This is a genomic window from Thermococcus paralvinellae, from assembly GCF_000517445.1.
In the GTDB taxonomy this organism is placed as follows: Archaea; Methanobacteriota_B; Thermococci; order Thermococcales; family Thermococcaceae; genus Thermococcus_B; species Thermococcus_B paralvinellae.
Genome location: NZ_CP006965.1, coordinates 1,141,599 through 1,159,008 on the forward strand (window position 1 = coordinate 1,141,599; position 17,410 = coordinate 1,159,008).

21 protein-coding genes are annotated in these 17,410 nt (G+C 40.7%); 3 read left to right on the forward strand and 18 right to left on the reverse strand.

What is annotated here, in order from left to right; all coding sequences use genetic code 11:
- Positions 1 to 67: 67 nt before the first annotated feature.
- Positions 68 to 466, forward strand: coding sequence for a hypothetical protein (locus tag TES1_RS06290; protein WP_042681176.1), 399 nt, complete (start codon positions 68 to 70; stop codon positions 464 to 466).
- Positions 467 to 468: 2 nt separating this feature from the next.
- On the opposite strand, the gene TES1_RS06295 is transcribed toward TES1_RS06290, so the two are convergent.
- From TES1_RS06295 to TES1_RS06380, 18 genes are all read right to left on the reverse strand, one after another.
- On the reverse strand, positions 469 to 2,031 hold the full coding sequence (locus TES1_RS06295) for a proton-conducting transporter transmembrane domain-containing protein (RefSeq protein WP_042681178.1): 1,563 nt from the start codon (positions 2,029 to 2,031) through the stop codon (positions 469 to 471).
- 11 nt (positions 2,032 to 2,042) lie between these two features.
- Positions 2,043 to 2,528, reverse strand: coding sequence for a Na+/H+ antiporter subunit E (locus tag TES1_RS06300; RefSeq protein ID WP_042681179.1), 486 nt, complete (start codon positions 2,526 to 2,528; stop codon positions 2,043 to 2,045).
- On the reverse strand, positions 2,525 to 2,938 hold the full coding sequence (locus TES1_RS06305; RefSeq protein ID WP_042681181.1) for a sodium:proton antiporter: 414 nt from the start codon (positions 2,936 to 2,938) through the stop codon (positions 2,525 to 2,527). Before TES1_RS06305 ends, TES1_RS06300 begins: the two co-directional genes overlap by 4 nt.
- On the reverse strand, positions 2,931 to 3,701 hold the full coding sequence (locus TES1_RS06310; protein ID WP_042681182.1) for an MnhB domain-containing protein: 771 nt from the start codon (positions 3,699 to 3,701) through the stop codon (positions 2,931 to 2,933). Before TES1_RS06310 ends, TES1_RS06305 begins: the two co-directional genes overlap by 8 nt.
- Positions 3,702 to 3,956, reverse strand: coding sequence for a hydrogenase subunit MbhD domain-containing protein (locus tag TES1_RS06315; RefSeq protein WP_042681183.1), 255 nt, complete (start codon positions 3,954 to 3,956; stop codon positions 3,702 to 3,704).
- The gene (mnhG, locus tag TES1_RS06320; protein ID WP_042681184.1) at positions 3,949 to 4,308 is read right to left on the reverse strand and encodes a monovalent cation/H(+) antiporter subunit G; all 360 of its coding nucleotides are present in this window, start codon (positions 4,306 to 4,308) and stop codon (positions 3,949 to 3,951) included. Before mnhG ends, TES1_RS06315 begins: the two co-directional genes overlap by 8 nt.
- The gene (locus TES1_RS06325; protein WP_042681186.1) at positions 4,305 to 4,589 is read right to left on the reverse strand and encodes a monovalent cation/H+ antiporter complex subunit F; all 285 of its coding nucleotides are present in this window, start codon (positions 4,587 to 4,589) and stop codon (positions 4,305 to 4,307) included. Before TES1_RS06325 ends, mnhG begins: the two co-directional genes overlap by 4 nt.
- Positions 4,579 to 5,160: an NADH-quinone oxidoreductase subunit B family protein gene (locus TES1_RS06330; protein ID WP_042681188.1), complete on the reverse strand. Its 582-nt coding sequence runs from the start codon at positions 5,158 to 5,160 to the stop codon at positions 4,579 to 4,581. The genes TES1_RS06325 and TES1_RS06330 overlap by 11 nt, the downstream gene beginning before the upstream one ends.
- Positions 5,153 to 5,671 carry a 4Fe-4S dicluster domain-containing protein gene (locus tag TES1_RS06335; protein ID WP_042681190.1) on the reverse strand — a complete coding sequence of 173 codons (519 nt, stop codon included), beginning with the start codon at positions 5,669 to 5,671 and terminating at the stop codon, positions 5,153 to 5,155. Before TES1_RS06335 ends, TES1_RS06330 begins: the two co-directional genes overlap by 8 nt.
- A gap of 3 nt (positions 5,672 to 5,674) precedes the next feature.
- Positions 5,675 to 7,288 (reverse strand): hydrogenase large subunit, encoded by a 1,614-nt coding sequence (locus TES1_RS06340; RefSeq protein ID WP_042681192.1) that lies wholly within the window; start codon positions 7,286 to 7,288, stop codon positions 5,675 to 5,677.
- A gap of 2 nt (positions 7,289 to 7,290) precedes the next feature.
- Positions 7,291 to 8,172: a respiratory chain complex I subunit 1 family protein gene (locus TES1_RS06345; RefSeq protein WP_042681194.1), complete on the reverse strand. Its 882-nt coding sequence runs from the start codon at positions 8,170 to 8,172 to the stop codon at positions 7,291 to 7,293.
- On the reverse strand, positions 8,169 to 10,082 hold the full coding sequence (locus tag TES1_RS06350; RefSeq protein ID WP_042681196.1) for a proton-conducting transporter transmembrane domain-containing protein: 1,914 nt from the start codon (positions 10,080 to 10,082) through the stop codon (positions 8,169 to 8,171). The genes TES1_RS06345 and TES1_RS06350 overlap by 4 nt, the downstream gene beginning before the upstream one ends.
- A gap of 215 nt (positions 10,083 to 10,297) precedes the next feature.
- Positions 10,298 to 10,492: a CooT family nickel-binding protein gene (locus TES1_RS06355; protein ID WP_042681198.1), complete on the reverse strand. Its 195-nt coding sequence runs from the start codon at positions 10,490 to 10,492 to the stop codon at positions 10,298 to 10,300.
- Between the two features lies 1 nt (position 10,493).
- Complete coding sequence (locus TES1_RS06360; protein ID WP_042681200.1) at positions 10,494 to 11,300, reverse strand: ATP-binding protein; 807 nt, start codon at positions 11,298 to 11,300, stop codon at positions 10,494 to 10,496.
- 75 nt (positions 11,301 to 11,375) lie between these two features.
- On the reverse strand, positions 11,376 to 13,277 hold the full coding sequence (gene cooS, locus TES1_RS06365; protein ID WP_173391292.1) for an anaerobic carbon-monoxide dehydrogenase catalytic subunit: 1,902 nt from the start codon (positions 13,275 to 13,277) through the stop codon (positions 11,376 to 11,378).
- Between the two features lie 12 nt (positions 13,278 to 13,289).
- On the reverse strand, positions 13,290 to 13,931 hold the full coding sequence (locus tag TES1_RS06370; protein ID WP_051408184.1) for a 4Fe-4S dicluster domain-containing protein: 642 nt from the start codon (positions 13,929 to 13,931) through the stop codon (positions 13,290 to 13,292).
- 74 nt (positions 13,932 to 14,005) lie between these two features.
- Positions 14,006 to 15,127 carry a winged helix-turn-helix domain-containing protein gene (locus tag TES1_RS06375; RefSeq protein ID WP_042681202.1) on the reverse strand — a complete coding sequence of 374 codons (1,122 nt, stop codon included), beginning with the start codon at positions 15,125 to 15,127 and terminating at the stop codon, positions 14,006 to 14,008.
- Positions 15,127 to 15,546 (reverse strand): V4R domain-containing protein, encoded by a 420-nt coding sequence (locus TES1_RS06380; protein WP_084340030.1) that lies wholly within the window; start codon positions 15,544 to 15,546, stop codon positions 15,127 to 15,129. Before TES1_RS06380 ends, TES1_RS06375 begins: the two co-directional genes overlap by 1 nt.
- Positions 15,547 to 15,767: 221 nt before the next feature.
- Between TES1_RS06380 and sfsA the strand changes: the two genes are divergently transcribed.
- On the forward strand, positions 15,768 to 16,463 hold the full coding sequence (gene sfsA, locus TES1_RS06385; protein ID WP_042681203.1) for a DNA/RNA nuclease SfsA: 696 nt from the start codon (positions 15,768 to 15,770) through the stop codon (positions 16,461 to 16,463).
- Positions 16,464 to 16,535: 72 nt separating this feature from the next.
- Complete coding sequence (locus TES1_RS06390; RefSeq protein WP_042681205.1) at positions 16,536 to 17,393, forward strand: toprim domain-containing protein; 858 nt, start codon at positions 16,536 to 16,538, stop codon at positions 17,391 to 17,393.
- The last annotated feature ends 17 nt before the right edge of the window (positions 17,394 to 17,410 follow it).

Consider the following 17,410-nt stretch of genomic DNA (forward strand, 5'->3'; position numbering starts at 1 on the left):
GAGATATTTAAGGTTTTAGGTCACCAGAGTCAATAAAGCTTTATAATTTAAGCTCAAAGGTTAAAATATGGACAAGAGAGAACTGTTTGGTGCGTTTTTATTAATTATCTGGGTTCCTATGAATGCTAAGCTTTTACTGTTTTGTAGTGAGAAGATAAAGAGTTCCATTATATTTATAAGCTTTTCAATCTTCTGGATTGTTGTGTTGACATTTCTTGCTGGGTTATTTGTGTTGAAATCCCTTAAGCTTCGTTATTCTACATATTTCAAGACTATAGCGTTATCATCTTTGATATTTGCAGGATATACAGCAAGAAACACGATACTTGACAAAGATCTTGTAAAACACGATCTCAATGACACTCTTGGAGCTTTCTTTGAAGGTTTACTGTTTTGTGGGCTCTACTTGATAATATTCCTTGGAAGCTGGATGTTCTATGCAACAAAATTTGAAGAAAGAGGATAAAATCAGTGAAGAACTTTTGAAGCAAGGTTCAAAATTGCATTTACATAGCTATTGTAGTCTATTGTCTGTGTCGCTGCAGGAGTTATGAGCTTATCTATGACGACTGGTGCCATTAGTCCAGTTGCAAGGCAGATTAATGCCAGCAGCAGACAAACTAAGCTCATGCTCATTGGCTCTTTGATTTCCAAGTTTTCTTTTGGTTTTCCTAGCCAGATGACGTAGAATACGCGCATGTAAGCAATTAAGGCAGTTGCTGAGCTGATGACGAGAACTAACGCTAAAACTAAACTCATATCAAGGAAAGCATTAAAGAGCAACAATTTACTGAAGAATACGTTGAGTGGTGGAATTCCAACCAAGCTTAATGTTGCAATTGCAAGGCTGAATGTTGCAATTGGCATTCTTCTTCCAAGTCCAGCTAAATCCTCCACGTTTCTAGAACCAACAGCATGAATGAAGACTCCAGCCGCAAGGAAGAGTAATGCCTTAGCAATCGAGTGATTGATAATGTGGAATAATGCCGCCTGAAGTCCAAGCTGAGTGCCAAGCCCAACAGCCATGAACAGATAACCCATATGCATAATTGTTGAATATGCAATGAGCTTCTTAACGTCTTTTTGAACATTCATCATCAAAGCACCAAAGAGTGCAGAGATTGCTCCCAAAACTATTACAATCGTGCTTAACATACTGACTACATGAGCAAGCTCTGGCGTTAACTGACCACCGTAAACCGTGTATAGGAACCTAATCAAGGCATAAACACCAACGTTTACGACCAAACCAGAGAGCACTGCTGAAATTGGGCTTGGAGCTGCTGGGTGAGCTTCAGGAAGCCAGAAGTGATTCGGCACAATTGCCGCTTTAATAAGGAAAGCCCACGTAGCCAAAGCCAAAGCAACACCAGAGGCAATGACAATATTCCCAACTGGACTGCCAGTGACCGGGAATTGAATACCGTGAACCTTTGCTGACAAATCAGCAAAATTCACAGTACCAAAAGCTCCGTAAAACACTCCCAACGCTAAGAAGTACATTGTAGTACCAATGGCACCAATGAGAGCGTATTTTAATCCTGCAGTCACTGAATCACCCCTGTCGCGATAGAACATTACTAAAGCATAAGCTGCAATGCTCGTAACTTCAATCATAACAAAAAGATTAAAGGCATCACCTGTAAGCAATACACCAAGCAAACCTGCTTCTAAGCCCAAGTAAAGTGTATAGTACCACTCTAAACCTTCCTCGTGCTCTAAATATCTATAAGAGTAAATCGTAATGAGGAACATTAGTGCGGCAGTAACTAAGGCTATTAAAGCCCCTAATTTGTCAACCTCATACACAATTCCAATTGGAGCAACCCACTTGCCAAAAGTGTAAATTAGAGGCTTGTCTGAAGCATAAGTTACCTGAAAGAGTTTGATAGAGCTGATTAAAGTCAAACCTGTTCCAATTAGAGCATAAGTTTGGACGATTTTTCTGTTTCCTTTGATTATGATTGAGAATAATGGTAGTGCAAATGCGAAGAGGATTGGAATGATTGGGGTCAAGCCAACAACGTTCATTTTTCACCACCTCATTCAAAGATTTTCTTAGCATACTTCTCAAAATCTTCGCAAATTTCCTTCTTTGCCTTCTCTGGTTCTTCTGTTGTGACATTAATCCAATTCACATACATATACTCATCATCCAAGTCTACAACAACTGTTCCTGGAGTGTTAGTGATTGAGTTTGCCACGAGGGTTTTCGCATAATCTGTCTTCACATCAATTGGCACTTTAACAATCCCAGGCTCATACTTGCCCGTGATTGTTCTAATCATCACATCCAGATGTGCTTTTGTTTCTGCGACAATCATGTACCAGATGAAGTAAATTACAGCCCAAAGCCACCTGACTGGATTTAACGCCTTAGCATCCTCCTTAACTAAATACTTGCCAACTAACAAGCCAACACCGATTGCTACAATTAATCCAGTAACTAAATCAAATGGCTTAGTTGAACCCGTGAAGAGAATGTAGGTTATAAATGCTAGCAATGCAGTTGGAATTACACCTCTCATTGACTCTCACCCCTTAAAATTGCTGGAATCTTTTCACCTAATTCTCTGGTGTCAACGGTCCCGTACAAGCGATAAATTTGGACTATTGAGAAGGCTATGAGAACGTTAACGGCCATTCCAATGACGACTGCCGTAATTACCAAAGCTTGCGGCAGAGGATCGACTGCCATTGAAAGGAACGGCTTCAAAGCGTCCTTTGAAAGTGATGGCAAAATGGGTGGAGCGACTGGGTAAATCAATCTGTAACCCAGCAAAACTACAATCAGATTTGCTGTATCGCCGAAGATTGTTAGTGCAATGAGTTTTTTCACCAAGTTAGGTCTTCTTGCAATTCCATAGAGGCTTATCACTATTGTTGTGAGTAGAGATAGTATAATGACTGCCCAGATGAATGTTATCACTTCATTCATTCTCAACCCTCCTCAAGAATTTCTTGAACACACTTTCGGGAATTGCTAGCAGTAAAAACACTGCCGTGAATCCAGCACCAACTGCGAGGAACTCGAAGAAGTTATAGTAAATTAGTGAACCACCCACTAATTGTCCTCCAAGTTCTGCTGGGAAGACTGGTTGATTCTGCATAATGAAGCCGTCATTAAGCAAGGGGACTAACGCTACGAGAGCAATTCCTAAGAGACCAATGGAACGCAGGATTAATGCTCTTGTTTTGTCTAAACCACTTTCCTCCAAGGCATACTTTGAGTAAGCCGCAATTATGAGGAGAGGTGCTACTGCCAGTGCTGAACCGCCCTGGAAACCACCACCAGGTGTGAGGTGACCGTGTAATGCTATTGAAGCTGAAACAGCAAGAATCATTGCAACAATGATTTTCGTCACCGACTTTATGACGAGAGTTAACCCACCACTGAATTCCTCCGTCTTCTGTTTAGCCTCTTTTTCTTGCTTCTTGTTTAATCTGAAGAGTGTTAAACTACCAATGATTGCAAGGAAGAACACTGAAGTCTCAAAGAGAGTATCAACACCACGATAATCCCATAGAATTGAAGTCACAACCTCAGGACTCTTTGCCGAATAATCACCAAAATAACTGTTCTCCAAGTAGAATTCGCCAAGAGGTCTGACTTGGGTTTGTGGTGTGATTTTTGGGGTAATGTAGTAGGCTAACGCGAAGATCGTGATTAAGATGATTGCAAGCGGGATGAGTTTCCTCATTTAAACCACCTCGTAGCGGGTTGTTTTACTTACTACAAACACAAGCAATGCTGTATAAATTCCAACAGCAATGGCAACGTATGCTAGGACTATATCAGGAGCCATTAGGATGTAGAAGGCTATTGAATAAGCTATTGCTTGGACTGCTGAAAAACCGATGGCCTTGAGCAAGTCTTTTTCAATGATTGCGAGATAAGAAAATATTAGTCCAATGATTACTGTGATGAGGAGCATTAGCAAGTGGATTTCAATCATTCTCCCTCACCTCTGCCAAGTGATCCACCTTAGGCTCCCACGTGACAAGCTTAGCCTTGTGGGCAGCGTATGCTAAGGCATGTGCTCCTGCTGGAGCCGCTAGAAGAACTATAACTCCAGTAACAAAGCTTGCACCAGCAATGGCATACTTGTTTGGCAGAAAATCAGAGCCTAACGCAAGAAAGCCAACGCCGAATAACGGCACTACTGCTCCTCCAATAGTTCCTACCGTAGCAGCGTGTAAGCGAATGTAAAAGTTCGGGAATTTAAGCAACCCTAACGCCCCAAACAAGTCGCAAATCCCACCAATGACTATCATGATTGCTCCAATGTAAAAGAGGATTTCGTTCATGCGCCCACCTCCTTGCTGACCAAATGTTTAGCAATGTAAATGTCCAACAAGTAAGCCCACAATGCCAGAGTTATTGCTGCACTAATTAGGAATGCTGACTTGAAGTAAACTGCAAGAATTGCCATGAATGCTGCAATATCAAAAGACATACAGTCAACTGCTAGGATTATATCCACTATCGCTGGACCCTTAAATGCCCTGATTGCATAAATGATGAATGCTAAAAGGTAAAGCGGAATAACAAATTTCATTAAAAGAAAAAACTGACTTTCAAGGCTCATTGATTTCCCCTCCATCTGTCTTAACTATGATGTTGGGAACAAAGTGTCTTGTCTCCTTTGCTTCTCCAAAAAGAATTTCAACTATATCCCTCTCTGTCTTCTCGTCGAGTTCTTCGATGTAAATTTCTCTTTTCTGCTTCTGCTTTACTAAGCCTCTTGCCATCGCTACAGCGTAAATAATAGCTTCGGGCTTAGGAGGACAGCCTGGAATGTAAATTGTAGTCGGCGGTTCAATACCGTATTCCTCCTTGAGGATTTTGTAGAGCTCTTTCACGCCGCCAATCACTGCATAGGTATCATACCATATCCCGCCACCACAGGCACATGAGCCGATAGCTAAGACTATCTTCGGCTCTGGAACTGCCTTCAATGCCTCAATGACCTTTGGCAAGCACTCCCTTGTGACTGGACCTGTAAAAGCTATTGCATCAGCATGTCTTGGTGAACCAACGAGCTTAATTCCAAATCTTTCAACGTCTTGCTTGGGAGCAAATATATTGAGTATTTCAATATCACACCCATTACAGCTCCCACTGTTTAAATGAAAAACCCATAAACTCTTCTCAAACATATCCCCCACCACCTTTTGCAAAAATCAACTGCTCAGAAATTCTCCTAGCCCTGCATTCTGGGCACAAGAACATCATCTCCCTTTCCCAAGGTTGAAGTTCCTTTGCTGAGTAAAGCAAATGCCTAAAGGTGTCAAATGGCCTGCCGCATTCTTCACAGCGAACCATTTGAAGTTCAACAAACTGATGCAAATCCTCTTCAGAAAGAGTTGCCAGCTCAAATTCCTTTGTGAGCTTTATTGCTCCGGTGGGACACACATCTTGACAGCGGGCACAGAAGATACATCTCCCTATGAAAAGATGAACTACCCTGACTCCCTTTTCTAAGTCATCATAAACTTGCAGTGCTTGAGGAGGACAAGCATTTGAGCATGATGTACATCCAATGCATTTCTCTGGATCGATTACAGGTTTTCCTCTAAAGCCCTCTGGAACTTCAAGTGGGACAAAAGGATACTTCTCCGTTACTCTCCCAATACTTATAGACTTGGCGATAAGCTTAAACCTCCCCATCGCTCACAGCCTCCCGAGATAATCATCCAAAGAGCATCTACAAACTTTCTCTCCATCAACAATAACCATGTGATCTGTACACGAGAAGCACGGGTCTATTGAGGCTATGATTATTGGTGCATCTGCCAATTTTTCTCCCATGAGCATTATAGGAACTGCAGGCAGGTTGTTGTATGTTGGTGCTCTTGGACGCCATCTGTAAACTTTGTTGCCTCCTTCAGTAATTACAAAGTGTACATCTTCCCCTCTCGGAGCTTCTGTCACCCCAATACCGATGGCATATTCTGGGAGTTCATAATCTTCGTTTAGAATGTCTCCCGGTGGTAGTTGATCTAAAGCCTGCTCAATTAGCCAGAAGCTTTCAAATGTCTCCTCATATCTAACCAAAAATCTTGCGAGAACATCTCCATCTTTATAGACAGGCACTTTAAAGTCCAAGTCTCCATAAGCAGCATATGGATGGTCTCTCCTTACATCGGTATCAATACCAGAAGCTCTTGCAACTGGTCCAACTACACCTATTTCTCTTCCCTCCTTCTTTGGCAGAACTCCTATTCCTTCCATCCTGCTTATAAGCTCCTTCATTCCAGAAGCATTATCAAGAACTTCTTTTGTTTCTTTCTTTGTTTTTTCAAGAATCTCAAGCACTTTTTTCTTCTTTTCTTCATCAATGTCTCTCCTAACTCCACCGATGAGGTTCATTCCATAGGTTTTTCTGTTTCCAGTCAAGAGTTCTGCCAAGTCCATAAATGCCTCTCTTATACGCCATGTGTGCATGAATCCAGAGTCAAAACCAAGCAGATGAAATGCAACTCCAAACCAGAGCAGATGTGAGTGCAGTCTTTCAAGCTCAAGGAGTATAGTTCTTATGTAGAGCGCTCTCTCTGGAACTTCAATTTTAGCAGCATCTTCAACGGCTTGAGCATAGGCACAGTTGTGTGTGTAGCCGCAAATTCCACAAATTCTCTCAGCTAAGAATGGAATTTGGTTTATAGTCATCCTTTCCTCTGCCAGCTTTTCCATTCCTCTGTGAGTATGGAATCCCCTGTAAACTGCTCCGACTATCTCTTCACCCTTAACATGAAGCTCAAACACTTCTGGTTCGTGAAGCGTTGGATGATAGGGCCCCACTGGAACCTCCATAACTCCAGGCTTTTTCTCCCTCTTTGGAGGTTTGAACTCAACTTTTGGAGGCCTCTCATTGTAGTGGAACTCCTTCCTCAATGGATGAATTCCTTCAGGCCAGTCGTCAGGTAGAATAAGCCTCAGTGGTTCTGGATGCTCATCAAAGAAAATCCCAACCATGTCCATTGCTTCTCTTTCCGCCCAGTTTGCACCGCTTATAACTGGTGTAATTGAAGGAATCCTTAAGTTGCTTGCAACTGCCTTGAGAATTACGTACCTCTTTTCAGCCTCACAGTTAAAGATGTGATACATTGAAAAGCCTACTCCCAATAAGCGCTCGTCAACGCCAACCCCCGTTGCATAATAACAGCCCGCCTTGAAAAGTAGCTCTGCAGTGGGTCTAAGCTTATCATTTGGAACCAAGGTTAAGATTACTTTCTCGTCATGCCTGAGGATTTTAGCATTATTTCTTTTCAAAATTTCAAGTAGCATAATCACCACCCCACCAAGGCTATAATCCACACAATTAAAGCCACAGCAGAAAGCTTCTTCATCAGCTTGACAGCTTGGTCAATTCTAAATCTTCCATAGTATGCCTCGAATGTCGAATAAATAACTGAAAGGATTACTATACCAATGAGGTAGTAAACAAGTCTTACTGTCGTCTGAACTGGAAGGATAAAGTTCAAAAGCAAGCTGTAAAGGAGGAGACGTTTTAGGAATATGGAATACTCAAGTAAACCAAGATGCTTTCCACTGTATTCAATTAGAGGTCCCTCAATAATCTCAGGTTCAGCTTCGGCAATATCGAAGGGTAATCTGGCACTTGCAACGTATATCACAATGAAAAGCAAAATTAATGTAAGAGCTGATGAAATCCTCAAAGGCAACGGGAACAGCTGTTCAAAGCTTAAACTTTTACCTATTACTGCTATCGTACCTATAATGAAAGCTAAGAGCAGTTCTTCACTCATAAAGAGGGAAACCTCTCTGTTTGAACCTATCTGGGCGTAAGCATTCCCTGAGGAGAACGCTCCGATGACAAAGCTCAAAGTTGCCAAGCCAAGGAGATACACCACAACTATAAAGTCTCCAACGAAATTTATTGAGCTGGGCAAGAGTGTAGGAATAATCAAATAAGTCGTCAAAACAGCTGTAAAAGTTACATAAGGAGCTAGCTTGTAGAGAGATACAACGGAATCTTGGGGTTCAACTGTGGGTCTCTTGAAGAGCTTTATCAAATCCCACCATGTCTGGAGTATTGATGGTCCTTGTCTGTTCTGCAAACGTGCTCTGATTTTCCTCTCAAAACCATCTATCACTGGGGCGATAAGCAGGGCAAATGCTAAATTGATCGCTATGAAAATGACGTTCATAGGCTCACACCTCCCAGAATTGCCACCAAAATCACTATCAGAATCATTGCAAGGGAAAGCATTGAGTCTAAATCATAAGATAAGACCTCAAGCTGGATTCCAAACTTCTTTCCAATCTTGACAACTTTCTGCACAAATCGTTTACTAGCATTTCCTAACGTATAGACCTCACCGAAAGCCTCTGTAAAGTCTTTGTAATAAGCGTCAGCAGGCATGCTCATGTTGAGGTCTTCACTTCTCCCGGTCTTCCAAGTTGGTATTACACTGCCTCTCGATGGAATAAGTAGCAGAGCTATTAATGTTGAAACCATCAAGAATGAAAAGATTATTATTGGCGAATAGCTGGCTGTTTTTGGCACAACAAGGGAAGGATAAATTACAAAAGAACTCAAGGAAATTTGAACACCTATTGAGTCTAAGGCTTGTGATATCATTTTCAACGGAATAAAGGGATAAATTCCAAATATTATACAAAGCAAAGCTAAGAGAAGCTGAGGAGCAGACATTAAGACAGGAACTTCCTTTGCATCAATGTCCTTAACTGCGGGTTTTGTAAAGATTGCCGTGAAATATTTTACGAAAGCTCCAAGGGTCACAGCACTTATGAAAATCGCAATTATTCCAAAGAGCGAAGTTGCCGGAGATGAAAGTGTCGAGATGTAAATCATCCATTTGCCCACAAATCCGTTGAGAGGTGGCATACCAGCTATTGCAAGTGAACCTATTAAAGCAGCGAAAGCTGTTAGGGGCATCTTCTTTGCTAAACTTCCTAAATAATTCAAATCTCTTGTCCCCGTTTCATACATCACTGAACCAGCCGTAAGGAATAGAAGTCCTTTGAAGAGGGCATGATTTATTGTGTGGAAGAGTGCAGCAGCTAGAGCTATACTTCCGAAGAGCTGATCTCCGTTCGCAAGGAAGTAAATTCCGGCTCCCATGGGTAAAAGGATATATCCAATGTTGTCTATACTTGAAAAAGCCAATAAACGCTTTGAGTCTTCCTGGAGCAGGGCATACATTATGCTGAAAAATAGTGTCAGAACTCCAAATACGGCTATTACAATCCCAATCTCTGGCTTTAATGGGAAGAAGCTAATGAAGAACCTGAGCAACATGTATATCGGCAGTTTAATCATAATACCACTCAGCAAGGCTGAAACATTGCTCGGGGCCTCTGGGTGAGCATCAGGAAGCCATGAGTGGAATGGTACCATAGCTGCTTTAACTCCAAATCCTATGAGCAATGCGAATGTCAAGACATAAAGCATTCCAGGATGAGCTGAGAGATAAGCTGGTAAAATCTTGGCAACCTCAGAATAGTTAGCGTTGAAGCTTGTGACTTTAAGAATTATTAACACAACAGCCAATACAAGAAACTCAGCTCCAGCTTTTGTCATGCAGAAGTACTTGAATGCTGCCTTTACTGCTTTCTCTTCACTCTGTTCAAATGCAACTAAGAACTGTGAAAATAGACTCATAAGCTCCCAGAAGATTATAAACCATATCAAATCCCAGCATATCAGTACAAGATACATTGTCAACAGGAAAATTGGATAGTTGAAAGTGTAAACACGCATGTCCTCTTTGTCAAAATACTTCTCCATGTATTTGATGCCATAAACTGACGCACAGAGGCTTAAAATTCCCAGTATCAGCAAGAAAAATGCCGAAAGTGAATCAACTCTAAAGACTAACCAGTTGAGAGACGCAAAAAGCGAGGATGAATTGAACAAGCTGTATTTAAGCTCAAGGGTCGTTCTAAACCCTAAGACTCCAATGTATATCATCACTACTGATGCTATTGCTGATAGTGTACTTACTATCTTGAGAACTATTTTTGCTTTTGACAACCCTACCAGTGTCGCTATAATTAATATACCAATAGGTATTAACAACATCTGGCTTTCCATTGCTGTTCACCCAAATTTTTCTTAATTTGACTTGATTTTAGCAAAGTGTCTATTTACACACTACATTGCCCGAAATACATTGGGTGAAATTTTTATTCATGAAACGAAACTCATACATCTGTGAAATTTTCTGTGGAGTTATGTTTATATATTTTGCCTAATGTATTCATTTTAAACCTTTGGTTAAAACGTACATTATGGAACAAAAATGAGTATCAAACAGAAAGTCTCAAATAAACCTTGTGGGAGATGAAATCAATATAGTCAATCTCATATCCCTCAAGAACTAACTCTTTACCGAGTAGATTCTTTACAATGATTTTTCCATCTTTAACCTCAAGTAGGGTCACATCTGTCATAACGACCTCTGCTTTTCCATCTTCAAGGACTATGACTTTTGACTGACACATTTTACAACACCTTTGAACGCTTTTTTATACTCAATATCCTTTTTGCAAGAGCTTCTACGTCTTTATACACCGCAGAATCCTTTGGAATTGCATCAACACCTTTTCCTTCATTATCCGTATAGATTACGCTCTCATCGAAGCTTACGAGATGATAAGGTGTTGAATCTGAGAAGACTTTTGCATAAAGCTGGGATGCCTTTATGGAATTGCGAACTTTATTTATTACAAGGATTATGTGTGGTATGTTGAGCTGCTTCCCCATTTCTATGAGCTTCCTCGCTATCAATAAAGATTTCAGCGTTGGTTCTGCCACACAGATCATAGCATCAAATTTTTCTGCCAATCCTCTTCCGAAAACCTCCGCTCCAGCTTCGCTATCTACAATAACAATATCCTTTTCAGATAGCAAAACATGCAGCAAAAATGCTCTTGCGAGAGCTAACGCTGGACATAGACAACCTTCTTTACTCTGCTCTATGCTTCCAACTACTACAAGCTTCAAGTTTGGCTTTATTTTTATACCATATTGTTCAGCCAAATCATCGACTTTTGGAGTCAGTGAGAACAAAACTCCCCATCCTTCTCCTGGTTTTGCTCCAGTTCTTTCCTCTGCAAGCTTTTCATTCCGTGAAAGGGGGACAACTTCTAAAGCTTCTTCGAATGGAATTCCTAAACTTTGAGCAAGATTTGGAACCGAATCTGTGTCCAAAGCCAGTATGTTATACCCCTTATCGGCTAAGATATGGGCCAATAAAGCTGAAATCGTGGTTTTTCCGACCCCTCCCTTTCCAGCAACAAGTATCTTCATTTTAATACCTCCAGTGATTAAATCACGCTTCTCCTATAATTGCTTTTTCAAAACTAAAAACTAAAAAGGGAAAAATCAAACAGGCCACTTAAGCTTCTTCCTCTTCTCAATTATTACATTGTATATTGTCTCTGCTGCTTTCACTGGATCTGGCTCAACGTAGAACTTTCCTCCTAGGAGATCCTCTATGTCATCCGTGAGTAGTTTGGTGACTTTCTGGCTTCCAAGGACTGGTGGGACAACGCCCAAGTGCGTGAAGACACCGCTTGCAACGAAGTAAGTTCCTATTGCTACTGCCTTTTCGCTCATCCATTCTGGAGCAGAGCCCGCCACCGGTAAGTCTGAAATGTCAACATCAAGTGCATTGGCGAGAGCACTCAGGACCAAGAGGATTCTTGAACAGTCAACACAGCTTCCCATGTGGAGACATGGTGGAATTCCAAGTGCTTCACATATCGCTTTTAATCCTGGACCAGCCATTTCAGCTGCTTCAGGAGTTAGTAATCCATGCATTGCTGCAGCAATTCCCCAACAGCCAGTTCCCACGACCAGAATATCCCTCTTGATAAGTTCCTTGGCCAAGGTGACGTGACCGTAGTTCTGTTTGACCCTAGGATTGTTACATCCAACTATTCCAACAATTCCCTTTATTGTCCCATCCTTGAGAGCATTTATTAGAGGCTCTAATGTTCCACCAAGGGCTTCAAGTATTGCCTCAACGCTAAATCCGGCGACCAACTCCATTTTGTGCTCTGGAATGTAAACCTTTGCTGGAACTCTGTTCTTGTAGTTTTCAATTGCAATCTTGATAATCTCCTTAGCTATCTCGTCTGCTCTCTCTGGCTTGAATTCAATATGTATTGCCCCTGGAATACGAGCTTTTGGTTCAGTTGTTATTATTTTAGTGTGGTAACATGATGCGACGTCGACTAATGATGGCATTAAACACTGATAGTCAACTATCACTGCCTCAACTGCACCTGTTATAATCGCCAATTCTTGCATCAAGAAGTTTCCAGCAACCTGAACTCCCATTCTCGAGAGAACTTCATTTCCAGTACAGCACATTCCAGCAACGTTGATTCCCTTTGCCCCGTACTGCTGTGCCAGCTTCTGCATCTCTTCACTCTGAGCAATTTCGGCTATTTTCATAGAGAGAATTGGATTATGACCATGGACAATTATGTTAACCATATCCTCCTTCAAGACTCCCAAGTTTGCCAGTGACTTTATTGGCTTTGGTGTTCCGAAGAGAATGTCGCTCAGATAGGTAGCCATCATTGAGCCACACCAGCCATCTGCCAGGGCAGTCCTTACACCATGCAGTAGAAGGCTAACCGGGTCTGCATCACATCCGATGTGGGTTCTGTGCATGCTCAAACAGATTTCCCTATCGATTGCTCTTGGTAAGACTCCAAGTTTCTTCCAGACCTTAATTCTTTTGCTTGGTGCTGTTCCCATAAGCAATCGCACAGGTTCCTCATCCTGCTTTCCAAACTCCATCTCAAGAATGTGAGCAACTTCTAGTGCAATTTCATTTTCACTCTTGCCCTCTGTTTTTACGCCTAGAATCTTTGCCAATTCCTTGAGTTTTTCAACATCAGTTAGCTTGTAATCTTTGAACTTCCCCTCGGCAACACCCTTGAACACATGAACCACATCTCTTGAATGATCACTGTGACCAGCAGCACCAGCGGCTATCATTCTTACAATGTTCCTTGCCACTATTGTGTCTGCATCTGCACCACAAACACCTTTAGTAGGCCCAGCACCGAATGGATCTATCCTACATGGTCCCATAGTACAGTTCCTACAACAAACACCCAAGAGGCCAAATCCACACTGCGGTTGCTGCTCTAAAAATCTATGCCAGGCAGTTTTAACTCCGTCTTCTTCGGCTTTTTCAACAAGTTTCCCAACACCGGGGGTTATGGAAACTTGCTTTGAGGGAACCTTATATTTGATATATTCAACCATCAAAAGCACCTCCTAATACCATCTAACTTCTGAATAAGCCATATACACATCCATTAACCTAGCTTTCTCTTCTTCCTTCTTTTCTTCGCTAACTGGTTTCATGTATATCAATCCCGGAATCTTTAAACCAGAAATGAGCTGCTCTGCTCTATCTTTTCTGATTTCGTCCAGAAGTTCTTCCAAAGTGCCAAACTTCAAAGCCTTGGTTGGACATGCCTCGACACACGCTGGTTCCTTTCCTGCTCTTACTCTATCAATACAAAAGTCACACTTAAGAACAACCTTGTATTCTGGTTCATACTTGGGATGTCCAAATGGACACGCCATGACACACATTAGACAACCAATGCACTTATTCGAATTCAAGACAACAAATCCCTCTTCGCTCTTTTTAATTGCACCAGTTGGACAGACTCTTTCACATGGTGCGTCTTCACAGTGCTGGCATCTCATTGGAACGTTGAAGAAATCTGCAACAACAACCTTTATTCTAGGCTTTGGTGTCGGTTTTTCGAAGATTGCTCCAAAGAGGTCTTTACTCATTGAATGTTCCACAGCACATGCTATTTCACATGAACGACAACCTGTGCATTTTTCTGGGTTGATGTAAATCGTTGGTTTCTCTAAATCTGTATTCATGGAAAGAAGTGACATTGTTATCCACCCAGATTAAAGTAAACAAACAAGATTAATAAATAGGCCGTGTTCGGCTGATAGAACAAAAGATATCATTTATATTCGTATAGAGAAACAAGAACTTTTTCCCGAATATGCTTATATTCTCTCAAGAGTTCCTTAGCAAAGTCAGTCAAGATTGTTATGCCCTTTTTTCTTCCCCCTCTTACAGAAATCAACAGTGCTACTCCTAGTTTTTCTTCTAAATTCTTGATTCTTTCCCAGTAAGTTGATGGAGAAACTCCCAGAGCTTTACATGCAGCCCTAAATGAGTTAACTTGAGATATAAGCTCCAAAAGTTCCAAAATATCACCTAGAATCTCAATACCATCCTTTGCTACAAAATAGACATTAATACGAGGAGATAATCCTATGGTATTGTGGCTTATAACACAAGGAGAAAAGAGCATCTTTCTAAGTTCTTCTCGTGTTATTCTCCTATAATTTATTTCAAATCTTGAATGAGGACATTTAGAAAAATTCCCATAAGGGCTGAGATACAAAGTTCTGCACTTTTCTCCACTCGTAGATGTCAAAACTGTGATTGGATAATTCTCTATGAAGACTTTTATGGCATTGTAAAAGTACTTCTTACCATAATGGAGCCCAATTTCGACGTTTTCTTTCTTTGCCACCTTTTCGATGAATTTATCTGTATTGGGAGAATTATAGAACTTGGGACCTATTGTTATTTTTAACCCGTAACTTTTGCATAGATCAATAATTGACAAAACATTAACAAAATCGTAATTTGAATCAAGAAGTACATATGCCTCAAGGTTGTCTATTCCTTGAGACAGGAGCATCTTTACAGTCTGGATATTAGTCTTTAACTCTCTATATGATGGAATAACCAATGATATGAAATCAACATTTTCCAGCGATGTTCTGTGAAGGAGATTTTTAGATACCGAAACTGGCAAGAAAAGGGTGATTTTTCTACATAGCTCCCTAATTTCATGAATAATAATATTGATTTTGGAATGAAGAAGAGGATTTGGACAGAGTAATAGTCCCTCATTGAATTTGAAGTCATCAAGATAGAATCTCAGCTTTTCTAGGGCTTCAAGAGGCAACATAACTCCTGCACAGCCAAATTTCTCTTTCCAAGGGCATATCAGACAACTACTATCGCATTTGCTTGAAGGTTGAACTGCTAAAATGCTCATATTCATCACTCAAATATCACTTCAAATCCACAGAAGGAATTGCCAAGTCCCCAGCAATATAGCTCTCGTGTTATGTTCTTTCCAATAAGTTTTTCCATAACACCTTGAATCAAACCTGCTTCAAAGTCACATAAAGTTCTCCCAATTAGTGGAGCTTTGTAGCAGCTCATACACTCATAAATGTTAACCTTCATTCTGTTAAAGGACTCATCGATTATATCCAACAGTCCAATTTTCTGATTTAGGAACACCTTCGGTAGATCATCAATATCTTTGATTTCACCGGTTTCAATAAGTCTCCTAGCCAAATTATATCCAGCACCTCTGAGAATTAAAGTTCTTAAAGAGGGACTGTATTCAAGCATACCATACGACACCATTCTAAATGTCCTCACGTATTCTCTATCCTCAGGAGAAATCTTCATGAAAAACGGACGGATAACATTGAAGTAATTCTCAGGGGTTAGCCTAACTTCTTCTTTATGCCTTTTTTACTGTTAACTTCTGCCTTATAAACTTCTCTCCACTTTTCCATTAGAACACCAATGTCTTCCATCCTTATCATCTCTAGAAATTATTACACATCGTGTATCTTTAAGATTTTTGGTCATAAAACTTTATCAATGAAAGAGTTTAGATATCCTCCATGATACTCCTAAAGCTTCCTATCGTTAAAGGAGAGTTTATTGAGAGGATAAACAGATTTGTCGGATTGGTCAGAATAAATGGTGAAGTCAAAAAAGCTCTTATAACAAACACTGGACGCTTAGAGGAGTTCATGATTAAGGGCAAGAAATGTTTCTGTATTCCAAAACAAGGAGGGAAAACTGACTTTATTTTAGTTGCCTTTGAAGATAAAAATTCGAAGGGGGCAGTAGTTGATACAAGAACTCAAGCAAAAGCATTTGGGAGGGCTGTTGAATTAGGACTAATCCCATGGCTGAAGGACTGTTATATTAAGAAAAAAGAAGTTAAAGTTGGGGATTCCCGATTGGATTACCTTCTAGATTGCGGTGGAGAAGAAATCTGGGTTGAAATGAAAAGTGCTGTGCTTAGAGAAAGAGACTATGCAATGTATCCAGACTGTCCAAGCTTAAGGGGTCAGAGACACATTAGAGAGCTTATAAAACTTCGAGAGAAAGGTAAAAGAGCGATGATCATTTTTATTGGAGCTTTACCAGATGTTAAGAAGTTTAAGCCCTACGTTAAAGGTGATCCAGATATTGCAAGACTTTTAAAAGAAGCGAAAGCTAAAGGTGTTGAGATAAAAGCCTTGAGTATAGCTCTATTGCCCTCAGGAGATGTCGTTCTTGAGAACAATAATCTTGAGGTTGAGATTTAGGAGGATTTTTAAAGCCCATAGAGTTTAACAATCTTTAGGGGGTAACACCCCAAGCGTAAAGAGGTGTCTGGAATGACAATTGTAGATGTTAGAATTTTAGTTGAAGGTGCGAGCGACGTTGAAGTTGTTAGTAAAGCCCTGCAAGGTCTTGCTTTGGGAAGTGAATACAACATAACAATTTCCTCAATAATTCCAACGACAAACTTGGAGATCGCAAAAAGCGCAGCAGCTGGAGCAGATTTGCTGATAATAGCAACTGATGCTGATAGAGTTGGAAGAGAACTTGCCGACAGACTTTTCAGAGAGCTCAGCGAATTGGTAGGACACGTTGAGAGAATGAAAATCCCACTAGGGCACGACTTAGAGCACATAGATGTCGAGCTTGTGAGAAAAGAGCTCAAAAATACTCTCGTTAGAGCAGGATTGAAGAGTCTGCAAATTCTCCCAGAATACATGGCTCTTAGAAATCAGTTGCTCGACTTAAAAGGAAAATACGATATGCTTGAGCAAGAGAAACAGAACCTCGAAAATCAGTTACAAGAACTTGAGCAGAAATACGAAGAGCTCATGCAAGAATACCAGAGATTAAAGGATGAAAATGAAAATCTAAAGATACTGCTCGACAGGAGAAGCAATTTGGTAAAAATTGAAGATGCATGGAAGCAGATTTTTCCAGGAGAGGAAGTTCCAAGCGAAGAAATCATAGGGAAAGCCGTTGAAAAGCTTGGATTACAAGGCAGAGTAATCGTTGGACAAGGATACATCTACGCAGAAGAGGAAAAGCTTATTGAAGAGATTTTGAAGATTGTATACCTCAGCATGACAATCTCGAAGCCAGAAGAGGAAGGAATAAAGGAAGTTGAAAAAGTGGAGGAAGAAGAAAAACTTGAAGAAGCTGAGGTCTTCGAGGAAAGAATAGAGGAGCTTTAGTCCTCTATATTTTTTTG